The organism is Aquabacterium sp. TM01 (genome assembly GCF_057808345.1).
Genome location: NZ_AP046529.1, coordinates 3,156,478 through 3,180,480 on the forward strand (window position 1 = coordinate 3,156,478; position 24,003 = coordinate 3,180,480).

17 protein-coding genes are annotated in these 24,003 nt (G+C 65.6%); 3 read left to right on the forward strand and 14 right to left on the reverse strand.

The window, feature by feature from the left end:
* Nucleotides 1-90 precede the first annotated feature (90 nt).
* The gene (locus AC3WW4_RS14600; protein WP_488829186.1) at nt 91-2,136 is read left to right on the forward strand and encodes a DUF1631 family protein; all 2,046 of its coding nucleotides are present in this window, start codon (nt 91-93) and stop codon (nt 2,134-2,136) included.
* A gap of 2 nt (nt 2,137-2,138) precedes the next feature.
* On the opposite strand, the gene AC3WW4_RS14605 is transcribed toward AC3WW4_RS14600, so the two are convergent.
* From AC3WW4_RS14605 to AC3WW4_RS14660, 12 genes are all read right to left on the reverse strand, one after another.
* Nucleotides 2,139-3,683, reverse strand: coding sequence for a SpoVR family protein (locus AC3WW4_RS14605; RefSeq protein WP_488829187.1), 1,545 nt, complete (start codon nt 3,681-3,683; stop codon nt 2,139-2,141).
* Nucleotides 3,680-4,978 (reverse strand): YeaH/YhbH family protein, encoded by a 1,299-nt coding sequence (locus AC3WW4_RS14610; RefSeq protein ID WP_488829188.1) that lies wholly within the window; start codon nt 4,976-4,978, stop codon nt 3,680-3,682. The genes AC3WW4_RS14605 and AC3WW4_RS14610 overlap by 4 nt, the downstream gene beginning before the upstream one ends.
* A 30-nt stretch (nt 4,979-5,008) precedes the next feature.
* Nucleotides 5,009-6,931, reverse strand: a complete 1,923-nt coding sequence (locus AC3WW4_RS14615) for a PrkA family serine protein kinase (RefSeq protein WP_488829189.1) — start codon at nt 6,929-6,931, stop codon at nt 5,009-5,011.
* Nucleotides 6,932-7,158: 227 nt separating this feature from the next.
* On the reverse strand, nt 7,159-9,732 hold the full coding sequence (locus AC3WW4_RS14620) for a GspE/PulE family protein (RefSeq protein ID WP_488829190.1): 2,574 nt from the start codon (nt 9,730-9,732) through the stop codon (nt 7,159-7,161).
* A 113-nt stretch (nt 9,733-9,845) separates the two neighbouring features.
* A complete protein-coding gene (gene tolA / locus AC3WW4_RS14625; protein WP_488829191.1) occupies nt 9,846-10,775 on the reverse strand; it encodes a cell envelope integrity protein TolA in 930 nt (309 codons plus the stop codon).
* A 3-nt stretch (nt 10,776-10,778) separates the two neighbouring features.
* Nucleotides 10,779-11,219, reverse strand: coding sequence for a biopolymer transporter ExbD (locus AC3WW4_RS14630; RefSeq protein ID WP_488829192.1), 441 nt, complete (start codon nt 11,217-11,219; stop codon nt 10,779-10,781).
* Between the two features lie 2 nt (nt 11,220-11,221).
* Complete coding sequence (gene tolQ, locus AC3WW4_RS14635; RefSeq protein WP_488829193.1) at nt 11,222-11,944, reverse strand: protein TolQ; 723 nt, start codon at nt 11,942-11,944, stop codon at nt 11,222-11,224.
* A 3-nt stretch (nt 11,945-11,947) separates the two neighbouring features.
* Nucleotides 11,948-12,463: a tol-pal system-associated acyl-CoA thioesterase gene (locus AC3WW4_RS14640; RefSeq protein WP_488829194.1), complete on the reverse strand. Its 516-nt coding sequence runs from the start codon at nt 12,461-12,463 to the stop codon at nt 11,948-11,950.
* 32 nt (nt 12,464-12,495) lie between these two features.
* Nucleotides 12,496-13,017: a SixA phosphatase family protein gene (locus tag AC3WW4_RS14645; RefSeq protein ID WP_488829195.1), complete on the reverse strand. Its 522-nt coding sequence runs from the start codon at nt 13,015-13,017 to the stop codon at nt 12,496-12,498.
* A 62-nt stretch (nt 13,018-13,079) separates the two neighbouring features.
* Nucleotides 13,080-15,131: a polyphosphate kinase 1 gene (ppk1, locus tag AC3WW4_RS14650; protein WP_488829196.1), complete on the reverse strand. Its 2,052-nt coding sequence runs from the start codon at nt 15,129-15,131 to the stop codon at nt 13,080-13,082.
* Between the two features lie 122 nt (nt 15,132-15,253).
* Nucleotides 15,254-18,103, reverse strand: coding sequence for a DNA polymerase I (gene polA / locus AC3WW4_RS14655; protein WP_488829197.1), 2,850 nt, complete (start codon nt 18,101-18,103; stop codon nt 15,254-15,256).
* Nucleotides 18,104-18,135: 32 nt separating this feature from the next.
* Complete coding sequence (locus AC3WW4_RS14660) at nt 18,136-18,756, reverse strand: porin family protein (RefSeq protein WP_488829198.1); 621 nt, start codon at nt 18,754-18,756, stop codon at nt 18,136-18,138.
* A 247-nt stretch (nt 18,757-19,003) separates the two neighbouring features.
* Between AC3WW4_RS14660 and AC3WW4_RS14665 the strand changes: the two genes are divergently transcribed.
* Nucleotides 19,004-19,975 carry a homoserine kinase gene (locus AC3WW4_RS14665; RefSeq protein WP_488829199.1) on the forward strand — a complete coding sequence of 324 codons (972 nt, stop codon included), beginning with the start codon at nt 19,004-19,006 and terminating at the stop codon, nt 19,973-19,975.
* Nucleotides 19,972-20,787: a BPSS1780 family membrane protein gene (locus tag AC3WW4_RS14670; RefSeq protein WP_488829200.1), complete on the forward strand. Its 816-nt coding sequence runs from the start codon at nt 19,972-19,974 to the stop codon at nt 20,785-20,787. The genes AC3WW4_RS14665 and AC3WW4_RS14670 overlap by 4 nt, the downstream gene beginning before the upstream one ends.
* 20 nt (nt 20,788-20,807) lie before the next feature.
* On the opposite strand, the gene AC3WW4_RS14675 is transcribed toward AC3WW4_RS14670, so the two are convergent.
* Both AC3WW4_RS14675 and recG read right to left on the reverse strand, forming a co-directional pair.
* On the reverse strand, nt 20,808-21,731 hold the full coding sequence (locus AC3WW4_RS14675) for a LysR substrate-binding domain-containing protein (RefSeq protein ID WP_488829201.1): 924 nt from the start codon (nt 21,729-21,731) through the stop codon (nt 20,808-20,810).
* A gap of 63 nt (nt 21,732-21,794) precedes the next feature.
* On the reverse strand, nt 21,795-23,981 hold the full coding sequence (gene recG / locus AC3WW4_RS14680; RefSeq protein ID WP_488829202.1) for an ATP-dependent DNA helicase RecG: 2,187 nt from the start codon (nt 23,979-23,981) through the stop codon (nt 21,795-21,797).
* Nucleotides 23,982-24,003 lie beyond the last annotated feature (22 nt).

The window sequence follows — 24,003 nt, forward strand, 5'->3', positions numbered from 1 at the left end:
GGGAACCTCAGAGTGAGGGAAGGCTCTGACAAATGTGACAATTGCCTGCAAAATCAGGCTCAGACCCGCTCCACCCACACTGCCGCGTCGATGACCTCCGAAACCCCTCCGTTCCACGCCCACTGCGAGCGCCTGATCGGCCAACTGCCCGAACTGGCCAACAACGTGATCCGCCGCACGCTCGATGCCCTGCGTGCGCCCAAGGGCGATCTGGCCGTGGCCCAGGACCGACAACTGGTGTTCGGTGTCGCCAGCCTCCTCCAGCAGCACCAGTTGCGCTTCCACGAGGCCCTGACCCACCGCTTTCAGTCGGAGGTCGCGCTGGCACGGCAAGCCCGCCAGGCCGACCCGAGTGGCGCACGCAAGGCCCCCAGCCTCAAGCTGGACGAGCTCAGCCTGGTGGACGAATCCGCCGCGGAGACCACGATTGAGGTGGCGCGCACGGTGCAGTTGATCGACCTGGTCACCGAATGGTCGCTGCGTGAACTGCAGTCCTACACCGCGGCCTTGCGCGGTGACAACGACATCCGCGCCGAAGCCAACCCCTTCAGCCCGGCCGCCTTCGCCCGTGCCTTGAGCGATGCCGTGTCCGTGCTCCAGTTGCCCGGCGCGGAACGTCAGCTGCTGCTGCGCGTGGCGGGCAAAGAGCTGGCCCGCCTGCTGCACCGCTTTTACGGCGATGCCAACCTCCACCTGCACCACGAAGGTGTGACCCCGGTGGAGTACAAGGCCGTGATCAACCCGCACGCGCCGGCGCCCGCTGCGATGGACGTGACCCGTCCCGGTGCGCTCGACGCCCTGCTGCAACGCCTGCCCGCCGTCCTCCAGATGAGCCCGCCCGTGGTCACCGCCGCGCTCGACCGGGCCCTGCAGCAACTCCCGCTGAACCAGATCGGCACCCAGATTGACGATCCACGCGCCATCCAGAACCTGAGCCTGCTGCTGGAGCGCATGGTCAAGGAAAGCGCCTCGGTCCCCGCCGTGCAGCCCGTGGTGCAAGAGCTGCAGACCAGCATGATCCGCCTGGCCCTGCAAGAGCCTCAGCTGGTCGACAACCTCCAACACCCAAGCTGGCAGCTGATCAACGACCTGGTGTCGTATGTGAGTGGTTTCCGCCACGACGAGGCGGATGCACAGCACGCCTTCATCGAGCAGATCCGCCCCATCATCAACGCCCTGGTCACCAACACCAGCCCCCACGCCGACGATTTCATCCAGGCCCGCCAGGCCATTCAGCAAGCCATTGATGCCCAGAGCGCGGAGTTGCTCGAAAGCCGAGAGGCCACGCTCAAGGCCCTGGAAGAAGCCGACCATCTGGAAACCCTCAAGGGCTTGCTACACCAACAGGTCGAGCAGCACCTGGAAGGCCGCACCGTCCCCATCATCGTCAGCGACTTCCTGCGGGGCCCCTGGGTCGACGTCATGGTGCGTGTGATGACCCAGGCCGAGATGGACGATGAGGAAAGCCATGGCCTGATCAATGTGGTGGAAGACCTGGTGACCAGCCTGCAGCGTCCCACCACCCTGGACGAGCGCGACCGCTTGCGCACCATGCTGCCCTCGCTCACCGAGCGACTGCGCAAGGGCATGTCCCTGATCAACTGGCCCCCCAAGCTGCGTGGCGACCTGATGGAGCAGTTGATGGTGGTGCATGCACGCTACCTGCGCAGCCCGCCGACGCCGGCCACGCCCGCTGAGGCGTCTCCCGAGCTGACCCCGCAAGAAATCGTTTCGCAGATTCGCTCCGAGCACATCGACTCGGTATGGGCGCAGCTCAACCCCGATCCCGAGCCTCGGGTGCAAGTGGGCGCCCTGCCGACCGTGCCCATGGCCCTGACGGCCCCCGACGATGACACCCCCTCAGGGCCTGAAGCCGCCGAGGCCTGGGTCGAGGAACTGCACCCGGGCACCTGGTTCAAGCTCTCGCTGCAAGGTGAATGGGTCAACTCGCGGCTGATCTGGGTGAGCCGCAACCAACGCTTCTTCATGTTCACCGGCCGTCAGGCCGATGACATCCACACCCTGCCTCGCCAGGTGCTGTGCACACTGCGCGAGCAAGGCCTGGTCACCGCAGTGCAACAGCGCAGCCTGGTGCAGCGTGCGGCCGACAGCCTGATGGGCGACCTCGACGACTGAACTCAAGCCCCCTCGGACGGGGCCACCGTCCATTGCTGCCGGATCTCGCCCGCCTGATTGATGCTGTGCAGGTGCACCGGGAACCCCCACAGGCGGGCCACGTGCTTGAGCACCTCGCGGGTGCTCTCACCCAGGGGCCGGTCGTTGTGCTGGGTGTGACGCAGGGTCAGAGAGCGGTCGCCCCGCAGGTTCACACTCCAGACCTGGATGTTGGGTTCGCGCGAGCCCAGGTCGTACTGGTGTGACAAGGCCTCACGCAAGGCCCGGTAGCCGCTGTCGTCATGGATGGCGCTGACCTCGTATTCGGAGGCCGCCTCGTCGTCGCGGATCGCAAACAGGCGGAAATCGCGCATCACCTTCGGGCTCAGGTACTGGCCAATGAAGCTCTCGTCCTTGAAGTTGCGCATCGCGTAGTCCAGTGTCGGCAGCCAGGCGTGCGCCTCCTTGGGCTGCCCCTCGGCCGAGCCGGCGAAGTCCGGGAACCAGGCCCGGTCCTCCGGCGTGGGCTGCTCGCAGATGCGCTTGAGGTCGGTGTACATCGCAAAGCCCAGCGCATACGGGTTGAGCCCGCTGTACGCCCGGTGCCCTACCGGTGGCTGGTAGACCACATTGGTGTGCGACTGCAGCCACTCCATCATGATGCCGTCGCTCAGCCAGCCGTCGTCGTACATCGTGTTGAGCAAGGTGTAGTGCCAGAAGGTGGCCCAGCCCTCGTTCATCACCTGCGTCTGGCGCTGCGGGTAGAAGTACTGCGCCACCTTGCGCACGATGCGCACGATCTCGCGCTGCCAGGGCTCCAGCAGCGGCGCGTGCTTCTCAATGAAGTACAGCAGGTTCTCCTGCGGCTCGGCCGGGAAACGCTTGACGGTGTCCTCCTCGGCCTTGTCCGCGCGGCGCGGCAAGGTCCGCCACAGGTCGTTGACCTGCTGCTGCAGATAAGCCTCGCGCTCCTCGCGGCGCGCCAGCTCCTTGTCCAGCGAAAGCTTGCCCGGGCGCCGGTAGCGGTCCACCCCATGGTTCATCAGGGCATGACAGGAGTCCAGCAGGGCCTCGACCGCATCCACGCCATGACGCGCCTCGCATTGTGTGACGTAGTGTTTTGCATAAACCAGGTAGTCGATGATCGAACCTGCGTCCGTCCACATCCGGAACAGGTAATTGCCCTTGAAAAAGCTGTTGTGCCCATAGGCCGCGTGCGCGATGACCAGCGCCTGCATCGCCATCGTGTTCTCCTCCATCAGGTAACTGATGCAGGGGTTGGCGTTGATGACGATCTCATAGGCCAGGCCCATGAAGCCACGGCGGTAGTTCTTCTCGGTGGCGATGAACTCCTTGCCATAAGACCAGTGACGATAGTTCACCGGCATGCCCACGCTGGCATAGGCGTCCATCATCTGCTCGGCGGTGATGATCTCGAGCTGGTTGGGATAGGTGTCGAGCTGGAAGCGCTCGGCCGTGGCGCGGATGACGTCGTGGTAGTCCTCAATCAACTCGAAAGACCAGTCCGACACCCCGGGCAGCGGCTTGCGCAATGCAGACAGGCTCATGCGGACACCCCTTCCTTCTTGAACAGCTCCCGAAAGACCGGATAGATCTCGGAGGCGTCCAGCACCTTGCGCATCGCAAAGTGAGGGTGCGACTCACTCAGGGCCAGGTACTCGTCCCACAGGTTCTGCTCGGTCTGGGCGACCTGCACATAGGCAAAATAACGCACCAGCGGCAAGATCTTCTGCGCCAGGATCTCGCCGCAGCGGCTGGAGTCATGGTGCCAGTTGTCACCATCGCTGGCCTGGGCCACGTAGATGTTCCACGCGTGGCTCGGGTAGCGCGCCTGGATGATCTGGTCCAGCAACACCAGGGCACTGGAAACCACGGTGCCCCCGGTCTCGGTCGCATGGAAGAAGTCCTGCTCGCTCACTTCCTGAGCCTGGGTATGGTGACGGATGAAGACCAGATCGATCTTCTCGTAATGCCGGGTCAGGAACAGGTAGAGCAGGATGAAGAAGCGCTTGGACAGCTCCTTGCGCTGCTCGTCCATTGAGCCCGACACGTCCATCACGCAGAACATCACCGCCTGGGTCGTGGGCACCGGCACCTTGACGCGGCTGCGGTAGCGCAGGTCGATCGGGTCCAGATAGGGAATGGCCTGGATGCGCCCCTTCAGGTAGGCAATGCGCTCCTCCAGCTGGGCGACCTCGGCCGCGTGCTCGTGCGCCAGGGTGGCATCGCTGGGCGCAGTAGCGCACAAGGTAGCGAGCTTCTCCTCCAGCTCGTGCAGCTCCCGCCGCGACGAGGCCCCCAGAGCGATGCGCCGGCCCAGCGCGCCACGCATCGAGCGCACCACGTGCAGGTTGTTGGGCGTCCCCTCGCTGGAATAGCCGGCCCGTTGGCTCTTCCACTCCGGCACCTCGGCCAGGGCGGTGCGCACCAGGTTGGGCAGGGCCAGGTCTTCGAAGAAGACCTGCATGAACTCTTCCTTGCTCAGGGTGAAGACGAAATCGTCCTCGCCCTCGCCGCTGTCGCTGGCATCGCCTTGCCCACTGCCCTGCCCTTGGCCGCCCTGCGGTTTGCCAATGCGATCGCCGCGCACGTACTCGCGGTTGCCGGGGTGCACCACCTCGCGGCTGCCGCCTTCGCCATGGTGGAACACCGGCTCGGACAGATCGCGCTTAGGGATGCTGATGTCCTCACCCTTTTCCAGCTCACGGATGCTGCGTCCGTTGATGGCGCGCTGCACCGCCTCGCGCACCTGCGTCTTATAGCGCCGCAGAAAGCGCTCACGGTTGCCGATGGACTTGTTCTTGCCCGCCAGCCGTCTGTCGATGATGTGTTGACGTGTCATGCAGCGCCTTTGTCATGCGTGGACGGGTCATCATGACGACTTGCGGACGCGCAGATACCACTCGCACAGCAGCCGCACCTGCTTGGGTGTGTAGCCCTTCTGCACCATGCGGTTGACGAAATCCTCGTGCTTCTTGAGTTCGTCGGCGCTGGACTTGGCGTTGAAGCTGATGACCGGCAACAGCTCTTCGGTGTTGCTGAACATCTTTTTCTCGATCACCGTGCGCAGCTTCTCGTAGCTGGTCCACAGCGGGTTCTTGCCACCGTTGTTGGCCCGCGCCCGCAGCACGAAGTTGACAATCTCGTTGCGAAAATCCTTCGGGTTGGCGATGCCCGCCGGCTTTTCGATCTTCTCCAGCTCGGCGTTCAGCGCGCCCCGGTCGAAGCTTTCGCCCGTGTCGGTGTCGCGGTACTCCTGGTCCTGGATCCAGTAGTCGGCGTAGGTCACATAGCGGTCGAAGATGTTCTGGCCGTACTCGGAATAGCTCTCCAGGTAGGCCGTCTGGATCTCCTTGCCGATGAACTCGGCATAGCGCGGCGCCAGCATCTCCTTGATGTAGGCGATGTACTTCTGCTCGGTGTCGGCCGGGAACTGCTCGCGCTCGATCTGCTGCTCCAGCACGTACATCAGGTGCACCGGGTTGGCCGCCACCTCGGCACTGTCAAAGTTGAACACCTTGGAGATGATCTTGAAGGCAAAGCGCGTGGAGACGCCGCTCATGCCCTCGTCCACCCCGGCATAGTCGCGGTACTCCTGCATGGACTTGGCCTTGGGGTCGGTGTCCTTGAGGCTCTCGCCGTCGTACACCTGCATCTTGCTGAAAATGCTGGAGTTCTCGGGCTCCTTCAGCCGCGTCAGCACCGCGAACTGGCTCATCATCTTGAGTGTGCCGGGCGCGCACGGGGCCTGGCTCAGCGACGAGCTGCGGATCAGCTTCTCGTAGATCTTCACCTCCTCGCTCACGCGCAGGCAGTACGGCACCTTGACGATGTAGATGCGATCGAGAAACGCCTCGTTGTGCTTGTTGTTGCGAAAGGCCTTCCACTCGCTCTCGTTCGAGTGGGCCAGCACCACCCCATCAAACGGGATGGCCCCAAAGCCCTCCGTGCCCTTGAAGTTGCCCTCCTGGGTGGCGGTCAGCAGCGGGTGCAGCACCTTGATCGGCGCCTTGAACATTTCGACGAACTCCAGCAGCCCCTGGTTGGCCAGGCACAGGCCGCCCGAGTAGCTGTAGGCATCCGGATCGTCTTGCGCATAGGTTTCCAGCTTGCGGATGTCGACCTTGCCCACCAGCGACGAGATGTCCTGGTTGTTCTCGTCGCCCGGCTCGGTCTTGGCAATACCCACCTGCTTGAGGATGCTGGGGTAGCGCTTGACCACACGGAACTGACGGATGTCACCGCCAAACTCTTCCAGGCGTTTGACCGCCCAGGGGCTGAGCACGCGCTGCAGGTAGCGGCGCGGGATGCCGTACTCCTGCTCCAGGATCGGGCCGTCTTCCGCCGCATCGAACAGGCCCAACGGCGACTCGTTCACCGGCGAGCCCTTCAGTGCAAAGAAGGGCACATGCTCGGCCAGTTGCTTCAGGCGCTCGGCGATCGACGACTTGCCCCCGCCCACCGGCCCCAGCAGATACAGGATCTGCTTGCGCTCCTCCAGCCCTTGCGCGGCATGCCGGAAGTACGACACCACCTGCTCGATGGCCTCTTCCATGCCGTAGAACTCTTCGAAGGCCGGGTAGAGCTTGATGACCTTGTTGGCAAAGATGCGCGACAGGCGCGGATCGTGGCGCGTGTCCACCATCTGCGGCTCGCCAATGGCCTGCAGCATGCGCTCGGCCGCGGTGGCATAGGCCAGCTTGTCGCGTTTGCACAGGTCGAGGTATTCCTCCAGGGAATACTCTTCCTCACGGGTGCGCTCGTAGCGAGCGGCGAAGTGACTGATCACGTCCATGCAGACCTCCCAACATCGACTCACGCCATCGATGCCCGGAGACGGGGCGGACCACCAGCCGCGGTGACCCGGCGCGCCACGTCAGGCATCGCCTCAACACCAAAGATCGAGCAAACCCTCAGGTTTGCCAACCCGGCCTGCACCGGGCTTTCGGATTCAGTTAGCAACTTCCGTGCTGACTATCTTGCACCTTTTTCAAAATCCGTGTGTGGCAATGTGCACAACACTCAGACATTGCTGGTGGCCCGCACTTCATCCAGACTGGTGACGCCCGCCAGCACCTTCTCGATGCCGTCCTGACGCAAGGTCCGCATCCCTTCGAGCATGGCCTGGTGCTGAAGTTCCTCGGCCCGTGCACCGGTCTGGATCAAGCGACGCAGATCCCGGCTGATGCTCATCAACTCGTGGATACCGGCACGCCCGCTGTACCCCGTCTGGCTGCAATGCTCGCAGCCCTTGCTGCGGTAGGTCTTCAGTGCGCCCTCGACCGCAAAGCGCTGCAGCCAGTCGGCACGCACGTCTTCCACACGCATCACCGTGCTGTCCTTACCGAAGGCATAGAGGTAATCGCGCGCCAGCTCGTCCAGGTAGGCCTCGCTGGCCGGCTCGGCCACTCGGCATTTCGTGCACAGCCGGCGCACCAGGCGCTGCGCCAGCACCACCAGCAGCGAGTCGGCAAAGTTGAACGGGTCCATGCCCATGTCGAGCAGACGTGTCACCGTCTCGGGGGCGCTGTTGGTGTGCAGGGTCGACAGCACCAGGTGACCGGTCAGCGAGGCCTCCACCGCCATGCCGGCCGTCTCCACATCGCGCATTTCGCCCACCATGATCACGTCCGGATCGGCACGCAGGAAGGCGCGCAGCGCCTTGGCAAAAGTCCAGTCGATCTTGGGGTTGACCTGCACCTGGCGCAGGCCCGGCTGGGTGATTTCCACCGGATCTTCGGCCGTCCAGATCTTGCGCTCGGGCACGTTGATGAAGCTCAGCGCCGAGTGCAGTGTCGTGGTCTTGCCCGAGCCCGTGGGCCCGACGCACAGGATCATGCCGTAGGAGCGCTCCATGGCCTCCGACAGGCGATGAAGGTTGTTCGGGCTCAGGCCGATCTGGTCAAGCGGCAGCGGCCGCGCCGAGCTCAAAATCCGCATCACGACGTCTTCCAGACCGTTGTTGGTGGGCACCGTGGCCACCCGCAGCTCGATGCGGTACTGCGGCACGAAGCGCGCGAAATTGATCTTGCCGTCCTGAGGTCGGCGACGCTCGGAGATGTCGAGATCGCACATGATCTTGATGCGCGCGATCATGGCCGAGCGGTAGTTGTGCGGCAACTCCAGGTACGGCACCAGCACCCCATCCTTGCGGAAGCGGATCTTGATCTTCTCGCGACCGGGGTAGCTCTCAATGTGGATGTCGGAGACGCCCTGCGCATGGGCCTCGACGATCATGGTGTTGATCAGGCGCACCAGCGAGTTGTCGCTCTGCTCGATGGGACGATCCTCATCCTGCTGGGTGCGATCGAGCCCTTCCTTCTCCAGATCCTCGATGAGCCTGCCGGAGCTCATCTTCTCCAGCTCCAGCGGGCCACTGTCCGTGGCCGGCGTGAAAGGCAGATCCCAGACGTCGGCCCCCAGACGATGGTAGGCATCCTTGATCATCGTCTCCAGCTGCACGGCCTGTGCCAGCACCGGCACCACTTTGCACTGGGCAATGAACTCGATCTCCGACAGCACCAGGCGTTTGCTCGGGTCGTCGATGGCGATGATGAGGGCCCCATTGCGCAGCATCAGGGGCACGACCTTCAGCCGATTGGCCACGTTGTACGCCAGCTTGGTCAATGCGTCAGGGTCGATAGGGAACTGGCTCAGGTCCACCAGCGGATAGCCCATCTTGCGCGCCAAGGCGAGCAGCAGTTGCTCGTACGTGACCAAACCCATCTGCACCAGCAACTCGCCCAGCGGCACCGAGCGATCCTGGCTTTGGCGCTCCAGCGCACTGTCGAGCTGTTCCTCGTTGATCAGGCCCATGGCGATCAGCGCTTCGCCGATGCGCACCATCGGCATGCTGCTCTGCGTGTCGATGGCCATCAGCAGTTGCTCGCGGGTGACGACCAACTGGCTCTGCAAGACCTCGCTCAACTTCTCTTTGCGCTGCGCGGCCTGCGTCTCGACCGCCTGCGCGAGTTCTTCACCCGCCAACACCTCGGTGTCCAGGAATCCCGGTCCGCGAGGCACGCCGAAATCGGCGTCGGTCAGGACATCACGCGGCACAAACAGGCGGTTCACCGCCCCCTCTTCGCCAACAGGCGGGAAGAGAAACACCCCAAACGCGGTTTCGACATGCCCCACGGTGACGCCTTCCAGTACCGCACCATCCTGGATGGTCACACGGTAGGGGCTGACCAGGCACTCGTTGAGGGCGTCCAGAGCGGCCTCCGAACCCACCTTGTGGGTCTGGGGCAGCACCGCACGGGTCAGCCGAAGGCTGCGGAACTGGTTGAAATGCAGCGGCATCGTCGTGCGCGCGGGCGGCACCTGCACGTGGGCCACGCCCTCCTGGGGCACGAAAAAGCTCAGGCGGCCCCGCATCACCCGACCGTTGAGGCCCTCGATCTCGCAGGGCTCCGACTCGGTCTGCGGTGTGGCGGGGGGATACGCCACAAAAGGCGGCATCGGCCAGCGGAAGACCCCATTGTCCGGGCCCGTCACCTCCTCGCTGTCCTCGACGGCCAGCTCCAGGGGCGCCAAGCTCAGTGTGGGCTCCGGAAGTGGCGCAGGCGAAGAGAAAGTCAGGTCGGTATCAGGCATGTCATTCCAGGTCACGCGGTCGCCGCGGTTCAGCCTGAGGCACAGGCTTGCACCATGCTATAAAAAAAATGACCGGAATCGGGGGGCAAACGCAAATTCCCACCCGATCTGACTCAGAAATCGCGCGGTTTGAAGCTCAATTGCATCAGGGTCGGCACCCGGCCATCCACATCGGCCGGCAAGACCTCGGTGCGGTCCAGCGCGCGCAGCACGGCTTCGTCCCAGGCGGCCACGCCTGAGGAGGACACCAGCCGCCGCGACATGATGCGGCCATCGGGCGCGCAGCGCACCTCCACCACCGCCTGTGGGTTGCCGCTCAGGCTCTCGGCAAAGACGATGTTGGGCTTGATGCGCGCAATGATGCGACCGGCATAACCGGCCGAGGGGCCGCTGGAGCGCGCGGCGGTGCCAGGCCCGCCGCTGCCGCCCCCCAGCGAGGACATCATGCGCTGCAAATTCGCCTGGCGCTGGGCCTCCAGCTCCGCCGCAGTCTGGCTGCGACTCTGGGGGTCCGTGACTTTCGAGGGCTTCGCCACGGTCTCGGTCTTGGGCGCGTCTTTGCGGGGCTCCGGCTTCTTGGGCTCCGGCTTTTTCACCACGTCCGGCTTGGGCGCTTCGCGTTTGAGCTCTTCACGCTTGGGCTTGGGCTCGGGTTTGGGTTCCGGTTGGGGCTCCGGCTTGCGAAGCTCTGCCTTCTTGGGCGGCGTCTTGGCGATCACCAGGTCCGGTGGACGCTGGGGCTCCGGCTCAGGGTCCGCGGCCTTGACCGGCGCGGGCGCAGGGCGCACCACCGGCTGCTCACGCAGCACCGGAGGTGGGGGAGGCGGCGCAGCCCCCCCAGCCACGCGGGGAATCTCGGACCAGACCTCGGCCTCCACCGGTGCCGGATCGCTCATTTTCCAGTTCATGCTGAACGCCAAGGCCAGCAGCAACAGGCCATGCACGCCCAGCGCCAGCCACAGCCCCGGACCGGTCCAGCGCTCCGCTTCACGCGGACGCCCGCCCGGTGCCGCACCGATGACCATGCCGGACGGTGTGCTCACGCCTCAGCCCCCCGTGGTGCGCACGGACAGGCCCACCCGGGCCACGCCGGCCTTTTGCAACACGTCCATGATGTACACGACTTCCTCGTAGCGCACATCCTTGCGGGCGCTGATGATGACGGGCACGGTCGTCGGCCCCCCTTCGGCCTCGCCTTGCAGGGCCTTGACACGGTCGGCCAACTCGCCCACCGCCAGGGTGTCGGCATCCTGGTTGTTTACGCGCAGACGCACGCGCTGGTCGTCCTGCACCACCAACTCGATCACCTTATCGGGCGCCTGACGGGCCTTGCCCATGCTGGGCAGGTCCACCACGCCCGTGGGCATCAGGGGCGCACTGACCATGAAAATGATGAGCAGCACCAGCATCACGTCGATGAACGGCACCATGTTCATCTCGTTGCGGGTGCGGCGGCGGCGACCGCCACGGACATTGAGTTCGGCCACGGTCAGCGTCCCGCTGTCGCACGGGCCGCATCGGCCGCCCCGGGCATCGCGGGCGAGACGTTGCGGGCCAGGATGTTGGAGAACTCCTCGATGAAGGACTCCATCTGGATCGCCACCCGGTCAATGTCGCGTGCAAATCGGTTGTACGCCAGCACCGCCGGGATGGCGGCAAACAGGCCGATGGCCGTGGCCACCAGGGCTTCGGCAATGCCGGGCGCCACCGTGGCCAACGACACCTGTTGCACATTGGACAAGCCCGTGAAGGCGTGCATGATCCCCCACACGGTGCCAAACAGCCCGATGTAGGGCGACACCGAGCCGACCGAGCCCAGGAAATCCAGACGGGACTCGATGGCGTCCATCTCACGCTGATAGCTGGCGCGCATCGCGCGGCGTGCGCCGTCGAGCAAGGTGCCGACCTCGGCCACGCGGCGCTCGCGCAGCTTCATGAACTCGCGCATGCCGGCGGCAAAGATGCGCTCCTGCGGCGCGCTGGGGCCGCTCTTGCCGCTGGTGGCGTCCTGATACAGCTCCTGCAGCGTGCGGCCGGCCCAGAACTCACGGTCGAATTCGTCATTGTCCTGGCGCACCCGCTTGAGGCTGCTGACCTTGCTGAAAATCACGCTCCAGCTGGCCACCGACACCAGCAAAAGCAGCAACATCACGATCTGCACCACCATGCTGGCGTGCAGCACGAGGGTCAAGATGGACATGTCTTGGTTCATGGATCAACCTTTGGAAGCAGAAATCGGGGTAGGCAAAATGGCCAGGATGCGGGCCGGGATGCGGGCGGGGCGGAAGCTGTCTTCGCCCGAGGCCTCGTCGCCGGCCTGCGCCGCCGGCTCGCCACGCGCCGCCAGCGGCTGCACCCAGCCGATGCGCACCATGCCCTGGGTCAGCAAGGTGTCTGCGCGCCAAACCTCCTGCGCGAAGGTCACGCTGGCGCGGCCCACGTCGGTCACGGCCACGGTCACGGTCAACTGGTCGTCCAGCCGCGCGGGCTTGAGGTAGCGCAGCGTCGTTTCGGCCACGATGAACATGCCCTCGCCGGCGCGGCGCATGCTCTCTTGCCCAAAGCCCAGGGTCGAGAGCCACTCGGTGCGGGCCCGCTCCATGAACTTGAGGTAGTTGCCGTAGAAGACAATGCCACCGGCATCGGTGTCTTCCCAGTACACGCGAACCGGGTGGCGGTGGTGGTAGCGGCACGGTTCAGCGGGCACGGACGAGACAGGAGAAACACTCATAGACGCACATTATCGCGCCTCACACCCACGCCTCACAGGAAGTCGGGGGCTTGGACCGCATGCAAGGTCACCTGCGTCTGCCCATCGCGCTCGCGCGAGCGCAGCCACCACACCCCACCTTTTTTGACCGACCAGGCCAGATCCTGGCCAGTCAGCAAGCGGGCAGCCAGCATGCCCAGGGTCGGTTGGTGACCCACGATCAGCACCGACTCCTTGGCGTGAGGCCAACGTGCTGCGGCCAACAGATCGTCCACCGAGGCCTGCGGGTCGATGGAGGCCACGGTCTTGAACGGACGCTGCAGCGCCTGAGCGGTCTGCTGGGTGCGCTGTGCCGGGCTCACCAACACACGCGTCGACTCCGACAGGCGCTGGTTGAGCCACGCCGCCATGCGCTCGGCCTGGCGCTCGCCCTTGCTGGTCAAGCGCCGGGCCAGGTCCGCCTGGAAGTCGATGTGGACTTCGATGGGCTCGCCCGCCGCGCGCTGCGCGAGCAACATTTCGTCGTCCAGCGGCAGGTCTTCGGCCTGCGCGTGTCGCCACAAGATCAAATCCATGACATCCCCTTTGCCACGATGTGGGCACCCTGGCCGCTCATCATGCGGCCCGCCTGCGTCGCTCAGATGACAGCACCGTGCAGGGCCATCAGGGCCTGCTGAGCACTGTGCCCGGTTTGCGGCACACGCTCGTAATGCCCGTCGCTGAACTGGGTCCAGGCATCCTTGCCATCGAGCAGATAGGGCACCAGGCACTCGTCGATCACACGCTGGCGCAGCGCCGGGTCGCGCACCGGCCAGGCCACCTCGATGCGCCGCGTCATGTTGCGGTTCATCCAGTCGGCGCTCGACAGGTAGAGCACCTCGTCGTGCTCGGCCTCGCCCCAGCGGAAGTACAGCACCCGCGTGTGCTCGAGCATGCGCCCCACCACCGAGCGCACCCGGATGTGGTCGGTCTGACCCGGCACGCCCGGCGGCAAGATGCAGGCCCCTCGCACGATCAGGTCGATCTGGGCCCCCGCCTGGCCTGCGGCGATCAGCGCCCGCACCAGCGGCTCGTCGGTCAGCGAGTTGACCTTGACGACGATGCGCGCCGGCCCACCCGCGCGGGCCGAATCGGCCACCCGCTCGATGCAGCGCAACATCTGGGTGTGCATGCTCGACGGCGCCAGCAAGAGCTGACGGCTGGAGCGCATCTGGGTCAGGCTGGACAGCTGCTGGAACACGCGGTCCACGTCGGCCGTCAAGTCGGGCTGGCTGGTCAGGTAGCCCACGTCGGTGTAGAGCCGCGCGGTCTTGGGGTTGTAGTTGCCGGTGGACAGGTGGGCGTAGCGACGCAGACGCCCGCCCTCGCGGCGCGTCACCAGCATCATCTTGCCGTGGGTCTTGAGGCCCACGATGCCGTACACCACCTGCGCGCCCAGCGCCTCCAGACGCTCGGCCCAGTTGATGTTGGCCTCTTCGTCAAAGCGGGCCTTGAGCTCCACCACGGCCAGCACTTCCTTGCCACGGCGCACCGCCTCCAGCAGCAACTCCATCAGCACGGACTCGTTGCCCGTGCGGTAGATGGTCTGCTTGATGGCCAGCACATCGGGGTCGTAGACCGCCTCGCGCAGGAAGCTCACCACCGCGTCAAACGACTCGAAAGGATGGTGCAACAGACAGTCGTGGTGACGCAGATGCTCGAACATGCTGCCCCCACGCGGCAGGCTGTCAGGCCAGCCCGGCTGATAGGGGCGGAAATGCAGGTCTTCGCCATCGGCCTGGTCGATCAGCTGCGTCAGGCGCACCAGGTTCACCGGGCCATTGACCTGGAACAGCGCCTGCTGGTTCAGCCCGAACTGCTCCAGCAGAAAGTCCGACAGATCTTGATGGCAGCTGCGCACCACCTCCAACCGGATCGCCTGCCCGAACTGGCGCGTGCTCATCTTCGAGCGCAACGCCAGTCGCAGGTCGGTCACATCGTCTTCGTCCACATCCAGATCGGAGTCCCGCGTGAGACGGAACTGCGAAAACGCCTGGATCTCGCGCCCGGGGAACAGCTCGTCCAGATGAGCCCGGACCACGCTGGACAGCAGCACAAAGGCCTGCGTACCCGGATCGACCAGGTGCGCCGGCAGCTTGATGACCCGGGGCAGCACCCGCGGAATGCGCACGATGGCGATGTCGTTGTCGCGCCCGAAAGCATCGCGCCCGCCCAGGCGCACGATGAAGTTCAGCGTCTTGTTGGCGACCTGCGGGAAGGGGTGCGACGGGTCCAGCCCGATCGGCACCAGCAGCGGCTGCACTTGCTTGCGAAAGAAGCTGGCGACCCACTCACGCTGCTCGGCGGAGCGGTCGGCGTGGTTGAGAATGAGGATGCCCGCCTGGCGCAAAGCCGGCCCCACATCTTCATTGAAAATCTGGTACTGATCCTCGACCAACTGGTGCGACTGCTTGACCACCTCGGCGATGTACTGGCGGTCGATGTCACCCGCCCCGGCGCGCGAGGCCTCCAGCACGTCGGCATAGCGCACCTCAAAGAACTCGTCGAGGTTGGACGACACGATGCAGATGTAGCGCAGCCGCTCCAGCAGCGGCACATCGCTGCGCTGGGCTTGCGCCAGCACCCGACGGTTGAACGCCAGGATGGCCTGCTCTCGACTCAACAACTTCAAACGCGTGTTCTCTGACACCTGACGACACCCTCTCTGACAGCCCTGCCTCAACTGAACACCGCGCCAGATCCGGAGCTGGACATGGCGCGGCCGCTTTCAGTTTAGTCCGAGACAGTCATCGATTTGATGACAGTTTCATGTCAGTGCGCCGCTTCCCAATTGGGCCCCTCCCCCACCTCGGCCAACAAGGGCACGCGCAGATCAGCCACCGAAGCCATGATGCGCGGCACCTCGGTTTTGACCCAGTCGCGTTCGGCCTCGGGCACCTGGAACACCAGTTCGTCGTGCACCTGCATGATCATCAAGGTGGCCTTGCCTTGGGCGTCCAGCGCATCCTGCACCGCCACCATCGACAGCTTGATCAGGTCGGCCGCTGTGCCCTGCATGGGCGCATTGATGGCCGCGCGCTCGGCACCCGCGCGGCTGGGGCCGTTGGGGCTGTTGATCTCGGGCAGCCACAAGCGGCGCCCGAACACGGTCTCGACATAGCCCTGAGCCTTGGCCTGGGCGCGGGTCTCGTCCATGTAGCGCTTCACACCGGGATAGCGCATGAAGTAGCGGTCGATGTAGGCGGCCGCCGCGCTGCGCTCGATGCCCAGGTTGGACGCCAGGCCGAACGCGCTCATGCCGTAGATCAGCCCAAAGTTGATGACCTTGGCGTAACGGCGCTGCTCGCTGCTGACCTCGTCCGGGCTCACGCCGAAGATCTCGCTGGCAGTGGCGCGGTGCACATCCAGGCCTTCTGCGAAGGCGCGCAGCAGGTTCTCGTCTTGCGAGATGTGAGCCATGATGCGCAGCTCGATCTGTGAGTAGTCGGCGCTGACGATGACATGGCCGGGCGGCGCGATGAAGGCCTCACGGATGCGGCGGCCCTCGGCCGTGCGCACGGGGATGTTCTGCAGGTTGGGCTCGTTGCTGGACAGGCGACCGGTGACCGCCACGGCCTGCGCGTAGTTGGTGTGCACGCGCCCGGTGGCCGGGTTGATCATCAAGGGCAGCTTGTCCGTGTAGGTGGACTTGAGCTTGGCCATGCCACGGTATTCGAGGATGCGGGCGGGCAGCGGGTAGTCCTCGGCCAGTTTCTCCAGCACCTCTTCATTGGTCGAAGGCGCGCCGGTGGCGGTCTTCTTGATGACCGGCAGCTTGAGCTGGTTGAACAGGATCTCGCCAATCTGCTTGGGCGAGCCCAGGTTGAAAGGCTGACCCGCCAGCGTGTGGGCTTCGTGCTCCAGCGTGAGGATGCGCTGGCCCAGCTCGTGGCTTTGCTGCTGCAGCAAGGCCTTGTCGATCAGCACGCCGTTGCGCTCGATGCGCTGCAGCACCCGCGAGGTGGGCAGCTCGAAGCGCTCGTAGATGTCGCGCAAGGCCGGCTCGGCCTGCAGGCGGGGCCACAGGGTCTGGTGCACATGCAGGGTCAGGTCGCTGTCTTCGCACGAGTACTGCGCGGCCTTGTCCACCGCCACCTGGGCAAACGGGATCTGCTGCGCGCCCTTGCCGGCCACGTCTTCGTAGCTCAGGCCACTGCGATGCACATGGCGCTGGGCCAGGTCGCCCAGGTTGTGCTTGCGGTGGGCTTCGAGCACATAGCTTTCCAGCATGGTGTCGTGCGCATAGCCGCGGATGGCAATGCCATGGTTGGCCAGCACATGCGTGTCGTACTTGATGTGCTGACCCAGCTTAGGCCGGCTGGCGTCTTCCAGCCAGGGCTTCAAGCGGGCCAGCACCTCGTCCAGCGGCAACTGCGCCGGAGCATCCACCCCTTCGTGGCGCAGAGGGATGTAGCAGGCTTCGCCCACCTGATCGCTGAAGGACAGGCCCACGATGCGAGCCTGCATGGCGTCCAGCGAATCGGTTTCGGTGTCAAAAGCCACCAGTTCGGCTGCCTGCAGGCGGGCCAGCCAGCGATCGAAGGTCGGCCAGTCCAACACGGTGTCGTACTGCGTGGCGGCCACGGTCACGGGGGACGCCTCGGTCGCGTGCCCGGCCTCGTCGGATGCGCCCTGATCGAACAGGTCGGCGGTGGCGCTCGGCTTGGCTTTAGGCCTGGCCGACGGCGTCGAGGCAGGAGCCGGCGCCGCGCCGCCGCGCAGCTTGGCGGCCTCGGTGCGGAAACCAAAGCGCGTGAAGAAGTCCAGCAAGGACGCCGTGTCCGGCTCGCGCAGGGCCAGGGCCTCCAGCTCGGGCCAACGCGGCACGTGCGCACTCAGGTCGCAATCGGTCTTGATGGTGATGAGGCGGCGGCCCAGCGGCAGCCAGTCCAGGGCCTTGCGCAGGTTCTCGCCCGCCACGCCCTTGATGGCATCCGCTGCGGCTATCACGCCGTCGAGCGAACCATGCTCCCCGATCCACTTCACGGCAGTTTTGGGGCCCACCTTTTCCACACCGGGCACGTTGTCCACGGCGTCCCCGATCAGGGTCAGGTAGTCGATGATCAGGTGGGGGGGCACACCAAACTTGGCAGCCACGCCCGCCATGTCCAGCTTTTCGTTGGTCATGGTGTTGACCAGGGTGACGTGCTCGGTCACCAGTTGGGCCATGTCCTTGTCGCCGGTGGACACCACCACGCGGTGACCGGCTTCGGCGCCCACCTTGGCGAGCGTGCCTATGGCGTCATCGGCCTCGATGCCAGGCACTTCCAGAATGGGCCAGCCCATCAGCCGCACCACCTCGTGAATGGGCTCGATCTGGGCGCGCAAGTCGTCGGGCATGGGCGGACGGTGCCCCTTGTACTCGGGGTACCACTCGTCGCGAAAGGTCGGGCCCTTGGCGTCGAACACGCACACGGCGTGCTCGCAGGGCACCTCGTCACGCAGGCGACGCAGCATGTTGACCATGCCATGCATCGCGCCGGTGGGCTCGCCCTGCGGCCCGCGCAGATCGGGCATCGCGTGGAAGGCGCGGTAGAGGTAGCTGGAGCCGTCGACCAGCAGCAGGGTCGGTCGAGCTTCGGCAGCAGCGTCAGCAGAAGAAGGCATATCCGGGGTGTTCATGCCCCGGATTGTGGGGCCTGCAGACGCTGGGATCAGAACTCGGCCGACGCGCCCACCGTGAACAGGTACAGGCTTTCGTGGCCGTCAATGATGTAGTCGAAGCTCTGCAGCAGACGGACGTTGCGGGTGACGTTCATGGCCAGGCCGACGCCAAAGTAAGGCGCCTGGCGGTAGTCACGCACGCTCTTGTCAGCACCACCACGCAAAGCCAAGTCGCTGTCGATGCGCTTGAGGGCCCAACCGACACGGATCTGGTTGGTGAAGCCTTCGAGCAGCTCGACTTCCCAGTTGATGCCGGCAGTGAGCGCACGCACGTGCCGGCGCTCAGCGTTGATGCCCGTGGCCGTGGCCCGCGCTGTGTCGTTGGAACGGTCCATGCCGCCAAAGACCATGTAGTTCACTTCGGCGGCCAGACCGGGGGTCAGGCGCTTGCCACCGAAAATCTTGCCGCTCAGTCGGGCGCGATCGCACGCGGCATCGCAATCCCACTGAGCAGCGCCCACCCCCAGGTTGCCACCCACATAGACCCCCCAAGGGGCAGGCGCAGGCCGCAACTCCTCCTCGGCCATGGCAGAGGTGCCAAGCACAGACAAGGCGACCACCGCCAGGGTGGACAGAGTGCGGGAGATCTTGCGCGATGTGATGCTGCTCATGATGCGGAACCGGTTCCTCAGGAGGGGTGGATGGACAACCGTCACGCCCAAGCGCGGGGATGTCTTCACAATGTTGAAAAGTCTGCCAGATCGACATGCGCAGACTTCTACAATCACGGCTTCCGACACCCCTGCAGCCTGGGGGTTTTCGCGCAATCCCGGCGTTCAGGCCCTCACCTGCGGCCCGGGCTTTCCCCTAAACGTGTGTCCCAGGCGCGACTTCACCCCTCTTTGCTCCCTCCATCTCATGGCCGTTTTCACCGAAGTCTCCCCACAGGAAGCAGCTGGCTTGCTGTCCACCCTGGGTCTGGGCACCTTGCAGTCCCTGCAGGGCTGCGCCTCCGGCATTGAAAACACGAACTACTTCGTCAGCACCGACCAGGGTGACTTCGTGCTGACCCTGTTCGAACGCCTGAGCTTTGCGCAGCTGCCCTTCTATCTGAACCTGATGCACCACCTGGCGCAGCGCGGCATCCCGGTGCCGGCGCCGCAGGCCAATGCCCAAGGCGAGATCCTGCACACACTCAAGGGCAAGCCCGCCGCCGTGGTGACGCGCCTGAAGGGGCGCAACCAGCTCAGCCCCCAGGTGGCCGACTGCGCCCAGGTGGGCGCGATGCTGGCGCGCATGCACCAGGCCGGCAGCGACTACCCGCATCAGCAGCCCAATCTGCGGGGCCTGTCCTGGTGGACGGAGACCATCCCCGTGGTCCGTCCGCACCTGAACACCGAGCAGGCCGCGCTGATCGAATCCGAGCTGCAGTTCCAGCAAGAGCTGGCCCGCACCGAGGCCTACCAGTCGCTGCCGCAAGGCCCCATCCACGCCGACCTGTTCCGTGACAACGTGATGTTCGACGGCCCCACCCTGTCGGGCTTTTTCGACTTCTACTTTGCCGGCTGTGACACCTTTGCCTTCGACATCGCCGTGTGCCTGAACGACTGGTGCATTGACCTGGCCACCGGCGCGCTGGACCCGGCGCGCGCGCATGCCTTTGTCGCCGCCTACGACGCCGAACGCCGACTGACCGACGCCGAGCTGGCCTTGCTGCCGGCCCTGTTGCGCGCCGCCGCACTGCGTTTCTGGACTTCGCGTCTGTGGGACTACTTCCTGCCGCGCGATGCGGCCATGCTGCAGCCGCACGACCCCACCCACTTCGAGCGCGTGCTCACCCTGCGCCGCCAACAGCCCTGGTCCTACAGCCGCCAGGCCGACCTCGCATGAAGCTCCACATCGTCAAAGCCTCGCAAGGTTACGTCTGGCTGCGGCAGGGTCTGCAGGTGAGCCGCCGCCAGCCCTTCCAGTTTGTCGGGTTGCTGGGCCTGTGCGTCTCGGCGGCGCTGTTGCTGATCGGCCTGCCCGTGGTCGGCCCTCTGCTGGTGGTGGGCTGCATGCCCCTGATGTGGCTGGGCTTCATGCAGGCCACCCGCAAGGTGCTGAAGGGTGAACGCTTCCACCCCGGGGTGCTGTTCGAGGCTTTCAAAGGCGCCCACAGCCCACGCCGAACCTTGGCCCAGTTGGCAGGGGGCTACGTCATGGCCACCTTGTTGATCATGCAACTGGCGCAACTGATGGGCCCAGGTGCCGAAGAGGTTGCCGCGGTGTTCGAAGCCGCTGAGAACACCGCCGAGCTGGTCAACAATCCGCTCGTGCAGCAGGACATCCTGTGGCGCGTGCTGCTGACGCTGCCGGTCTCTCTGCTGTTCTGGCACGCCCCGGCCCTGATCCTGTGGGCCCGCCTGCCGGTGAGCAAGGCGCTGTTCTTCAGCATCGTGGCGTGCTGGCGCAACCTGGGCGCCTTCGCCGTGTATGGGCTGTGCTGGTTCGGCGTGGTGCTGGCCCTGGGCCTGTTCGACCGCTTCATCCTCAGCCAGATTCCCGTGCCCTTGCTGGGCAATGTGCTGGCCATTGCCGGTGGCATGTGGGTGGCCTCGGCGTTCTATGCCTCGCTGTACTTCACGGTGGTGGACTGCTTCGAGTCGCCCTCGGCCGCGGAAACACCCGCTTCAGAGTCTGATCACCAGCCGGGCGCCTGAACCCTCGGCGCCCCGGCAGCTCAGTCGGTCAGGCGCGTGACGCCTTCCAGCGGGCAGGCGTAAATGGCATTGCGCAAGGCCGCAATGGCCTCGTAGCGGGTGAAGCTGCGGCGCCAGGCCAGCACCACCCGGCGCGTGGGCGGCTCGCCCTCAAACGGCACATACACCACATGCGGATGCGGCTCGACCGGCACCGACAGGCGCGGCACCACGGTCACCCCCATGCCGGCGGCCACCATGTGCTTGATGGTTTCCAGTGAGGAGCCCTCGAAGCTCTTGCGGATGCCTTCGGTGGCGCTGGAGAAACGCGCGAACTCGGGACAGACCTCCAGCACGTGGTCACGGAAACAGTGGCCGGCACCCAGCAGCAGCATGGTTTCGCGCTTGAGCTCTTCGGCGCCGATGGATCCTCGCTGTGCCAGCGGATGGCTGCGCGGCACCGCCACCAAAAAAGGCTCGTCGTACAGCGGTGCCACGGCCAGGTTGGTGTCCGGGAAAGGCTCGGCCAGGATGGCGCAGTCCAGCTCACCGGCGCGCAGCATCTCCAGCAGCTTGGCGGTGAAGTTCTCCTGCAGCATCAGGGGCATCTGCGGCACACGGCTGATGGCCGAGCGCACCAACTCCGGCAGCAGGTAGGGGCCGATGGTGTAGATGACCCCCAGGCGCAGCGGGCCGGCCAGTGGGTCCTTGCCGCGCTTGGCAATTTCCTTGATGGCCTGCGCCTGCTCCAGCACCGCCTGGGCCTGGCGCACGATTTCCTCGCCCAGCGGGGTGACGGTGATCTCGGCACTGCCACGCTCGAACAGCTTGACGTCGAGCTCGTCTTCCAGCTTTTTCACGGCCACCGACAAGGTGGGCTGGGAGACGAAGCAAGCCTCAGCGGCGCGCCCAAAATGGCGCTCGCGGGCAACGGCAACGATGTAGCGGAGTTCGGTCAGGGTCATGGTGCGCACATTGTGCGGCATCCCGGGTGCCACGACCACGCCTCACAGCCTGTCAGCCGGCCTTCAGGCCTTCAGGTACTCGGACTTGTGCCCCAGCCAGCGGCCCACATGGCGCTGTGCGGCCTGGGGGTGCTCACGCAGCAGCACCTCAGCCACCCGGCGAGCGCGCGCCACCAGGGCCTCGTCTTCGTGCAGATCGGCAAAGCGCAGCATGGCCGCACCGGACTGACGTGCGCCCATGAACTCGCCGGGGCCGCGGATCTCCAGGTCGCGGCGCGCGATCTCGAAGCCATCGGTGGTCTCTGCCATGGCCTTGAGGCGCTGCTTGCCCGAGTCCGACAGGGGCGAGGCGTACAGCAACACGCAGACGCTGGCCACGGCACCGCGCCCCACCCGCCCGCGCAGCTGGTGCAGCTGGCTCAGGCCGAAACGCTCGGCGTGCTCGATCACCATCAGGCTGGCGTTGGGCACGTCCACGCCTACTTCGATCACGGTGGTGGCCACCAGCACCGACAGCTCGCCTGAGGAAAACTTCGCCATCACCTCGGCCTTCTCGGCCGCCGGCAAACGCCCATGCAGCAGCCCCACACCCACATCCGGCAAGGCTTCGCTCAGATCCTGGTGGGTCTGGGTGACGTTGCTCAGGTCCAGCGGTGGGCGCTTGGCGCTGTCGCGCCCCGCCACCTCGTCGGCCGCCTGGTCGCTGTCTTCGGTTTCGTCGATCAGCGGGCAGACCCAGTACACCTGGCTGCCCTTGGCCACCTCATCACGGATGCGCTCGATGACCTCCTCGCGCCGGCTGTCGGCAAAGACGCGGGTGACGATGGGCGTGCGCCCCGGCGGCAGCTCGTCGATGGTGCTGACCTCCAGGTCGGCCAGGTATGTCATCGCCAGCGTGCGCGGAATGGGCGTGGCGCTCATCATCAGCAGGTGCGGCTCCAGCTCGCGGCTTTGCAGCTTGCTGCGCAACTGCAGGCGCTGGGCCACGCCGAAGCGGTGCTGCTCGTCGATCAGGGCCAGGCCCAGCTTGGCGAACTCGACCTGGTCCTGGATGACGGCGTGCGTGCCGACCACCAGTTGCGCTTCGCCGGAGGCCACGGCGGCCAGTTGCTCACGCTTGACCTTGGCCTTGAGGCTGCCCGTGAGCCAGGCCACCTTGATGCCCAACGGCGCCAGCCAGTCCACCAGCTTGCGGAAATGCTGCTCAGCCAGGATCTCGGTGGGCGCCATCAGGGCGCATTGCCAGCCGGCGTCCATGGCCACGGCGGCGGCCAGCGCCGCCACCACGGTCTTGCCCGAGCCGACATCGCCCTGCAACAGGCGGTGCATGGGCACGGGGCAGGCCAGATCGGCGGCAATTTCGGCGCACACCCGCTGCTGCGCACCCGTCAGCTGAAAGGGCAGCACCGCCAGTAGGCGCTCGGGCAGCCCCTGGGTGTGCGCCTGCAGCACCGGCGCCTTGAGGTGCGAGCGCTCGGCGCGGGCCTGCATCTGCGAGACCTGTTGCGCCAGCAACTCCTCGAACTTGAGACGCTGCCAGGCCGGGTGGCTGTGGTCCTCCAGCGCCACCAGCGAGGTGTCGGGGCTCGGGTGGTGCAGGAAATGCAGCGACTCGCGCAAGCTGGGCAGGCGCGGTGGCAACAAGCCCGGCGGGATCAGCTCGTCCAACGGTGCCCGCGCCAGGCCCGCAGCCACCGCCTTGCGCAGATAGGCCTGCGGCAAGCCCGCCGTGGTCGGGTAGACCGGGGTGAGCGCCTGCGCCAGCGGCGTGTCCGCGTGCACGATGCGCACCTGTGGGTGCACCATCTCGCGGCCAAAAAAACCACTGCGCAACTCGCCTCGCACGCGCAAGCGCACGCCGGCCCCCCAGCTCTTTTGCTGCGAGCCGTAAAAGTTCAGGAACCGCAGCAGCACCTCGCCTGAGCCATCGTGCAGGCGCACGATGAGCTGCCGACGACCGCGCAACTCAATGCGGTTGTCACGCACCACGCCTTCCACTTGCACGGTTTCCCCGTCGCGGGCCTCGCGCAGCAGGGTCAGACGGGTCTCGTCCTCGTAGCGCAGCGGCAAGTGCAGGGCCAGATCGATGTCGCGCGTCAGACCCAGGCGCTCCATCGCCTTCTGCGGCGGCGAACGTTTGTCGGCGCCCGCAGACGAGCCCGTGCGCGCCTTGCCACGTGCCGAAGGTGAAGAAGGGGCTGCTGCCTCGTGCGCCACGCTGAATTTGTTGAATGGATAATCGATCGCCATTGTGCCCGCCCGCAGAGCGCAC

What these genes read in the sequence shown, in the direction of transcription:
- AC3WW4_RS14610 (WP_488829188.1), bottom strand. Translation starts at nt 4,978, where the DNA reads ATGACACGTCAACACATCATCGACAGACGGCTGGCGGGCAAGAACAAG.
- AC3WW4_RS14645 (WP_488829195.1), bottom strand. Translation starts at nt 13,017, where the DNA reads ATGGATTTGATCTTGTGGCGACACGCGCAGGCCGAAGACCTGCCGCTG.
- tolQ (WP_488829193.1), bottom strand. Translation starts at nt 11,944, where the DNA reads ATGAACCAAGACATGTCCATCTTGACCCTCGTGCTGCACGCCAGCATG.
- AC3WW4_RS14665 (WP_488829199.1), top strand. Translation starts at nt 19,004, where the DNA reads ATGGCCGTTTTCACCGAAGTCTCCCCACAGGAAGCAGCTGGCTTGCTG.
- AC3WW4_RS14670 (WP_488829200.1), top strand. Translation starts at nt 19,972, where the DNA reads ATGAAGCTCCACATCGTCAAAGCCTCGCAAGGTTACGTCTGGCTGCGG.
- AC3WW4_RS14605 (WP_488829187.1), bottom strand. Translation starts at nt 3,683, where the DNA reads ATGAGCCTGTCTGCATTGCGCAAGCCGCTGCCCGGGGTGTCGGACTGG.
- AC3WW4_RS14615 (WP_488829189.1), bottom strand. Translation starts at nt 6,931, where the DNA reads ATGGACGTGATCAGTCACTTCGCCGCTCGCTACGAGCGCACCCGTGAG.
- AC3WW4_RS14600 (WP_488829186.1), top strand. Translation starts at nt 91, where the DNA reads ATGACCTCCGAAACCCCTCCGTTCCACGCCCACTGCGAGCGCCTGATC.
- AC3WW4_RS14620 (WP_488829190.1), bottom strand. Translation starts at nt 9,732, where the DNA reads ATGCCTGATACCGACCTGACTTTCTCTTCGCCTGCGCCACTTCCGGAG.
- AC3WW4_RS14640 (WP_488829194.1), bottom strand. Translation starts at nt 12,463, where the DNA reads ATGAGTGTTTCTCCTGTCTCGTCCGTGCCCGCTGAACCGTGCCGCTAC.
- AC3WW4_RS14660 (WP_488829198.1), bottom strand. Translation starts at nt 18,756, where the DNA reads ATGAGCAGCATCACATCGCGCAAGATCTCCCGCACTCTGTCCACCCTG.
- AC3WW4_RS14675 (WP_488829201.1), bottom strand. Translation starts at nt 21,731, where the DNA reads ATGACCCTGACCGAACTCCGCTACATCGTTGCCGTTGCCCGCGAGCGC.
- polA (WP_488829197.1), bottom strand. Translation starts at nt 18,103, where the DNA reads ATGAACACCCCGGATATGCCTTCTTCTGCTGACGCTGCTGCCGAAGCT.
- recG (WP_488829202.1), bottom strand. Translation starts at nt 23,981, where the DNA reads ATGGCGATCGATTATCCATTCAACAAATTCAGCGTGGCGCACGAGGCA.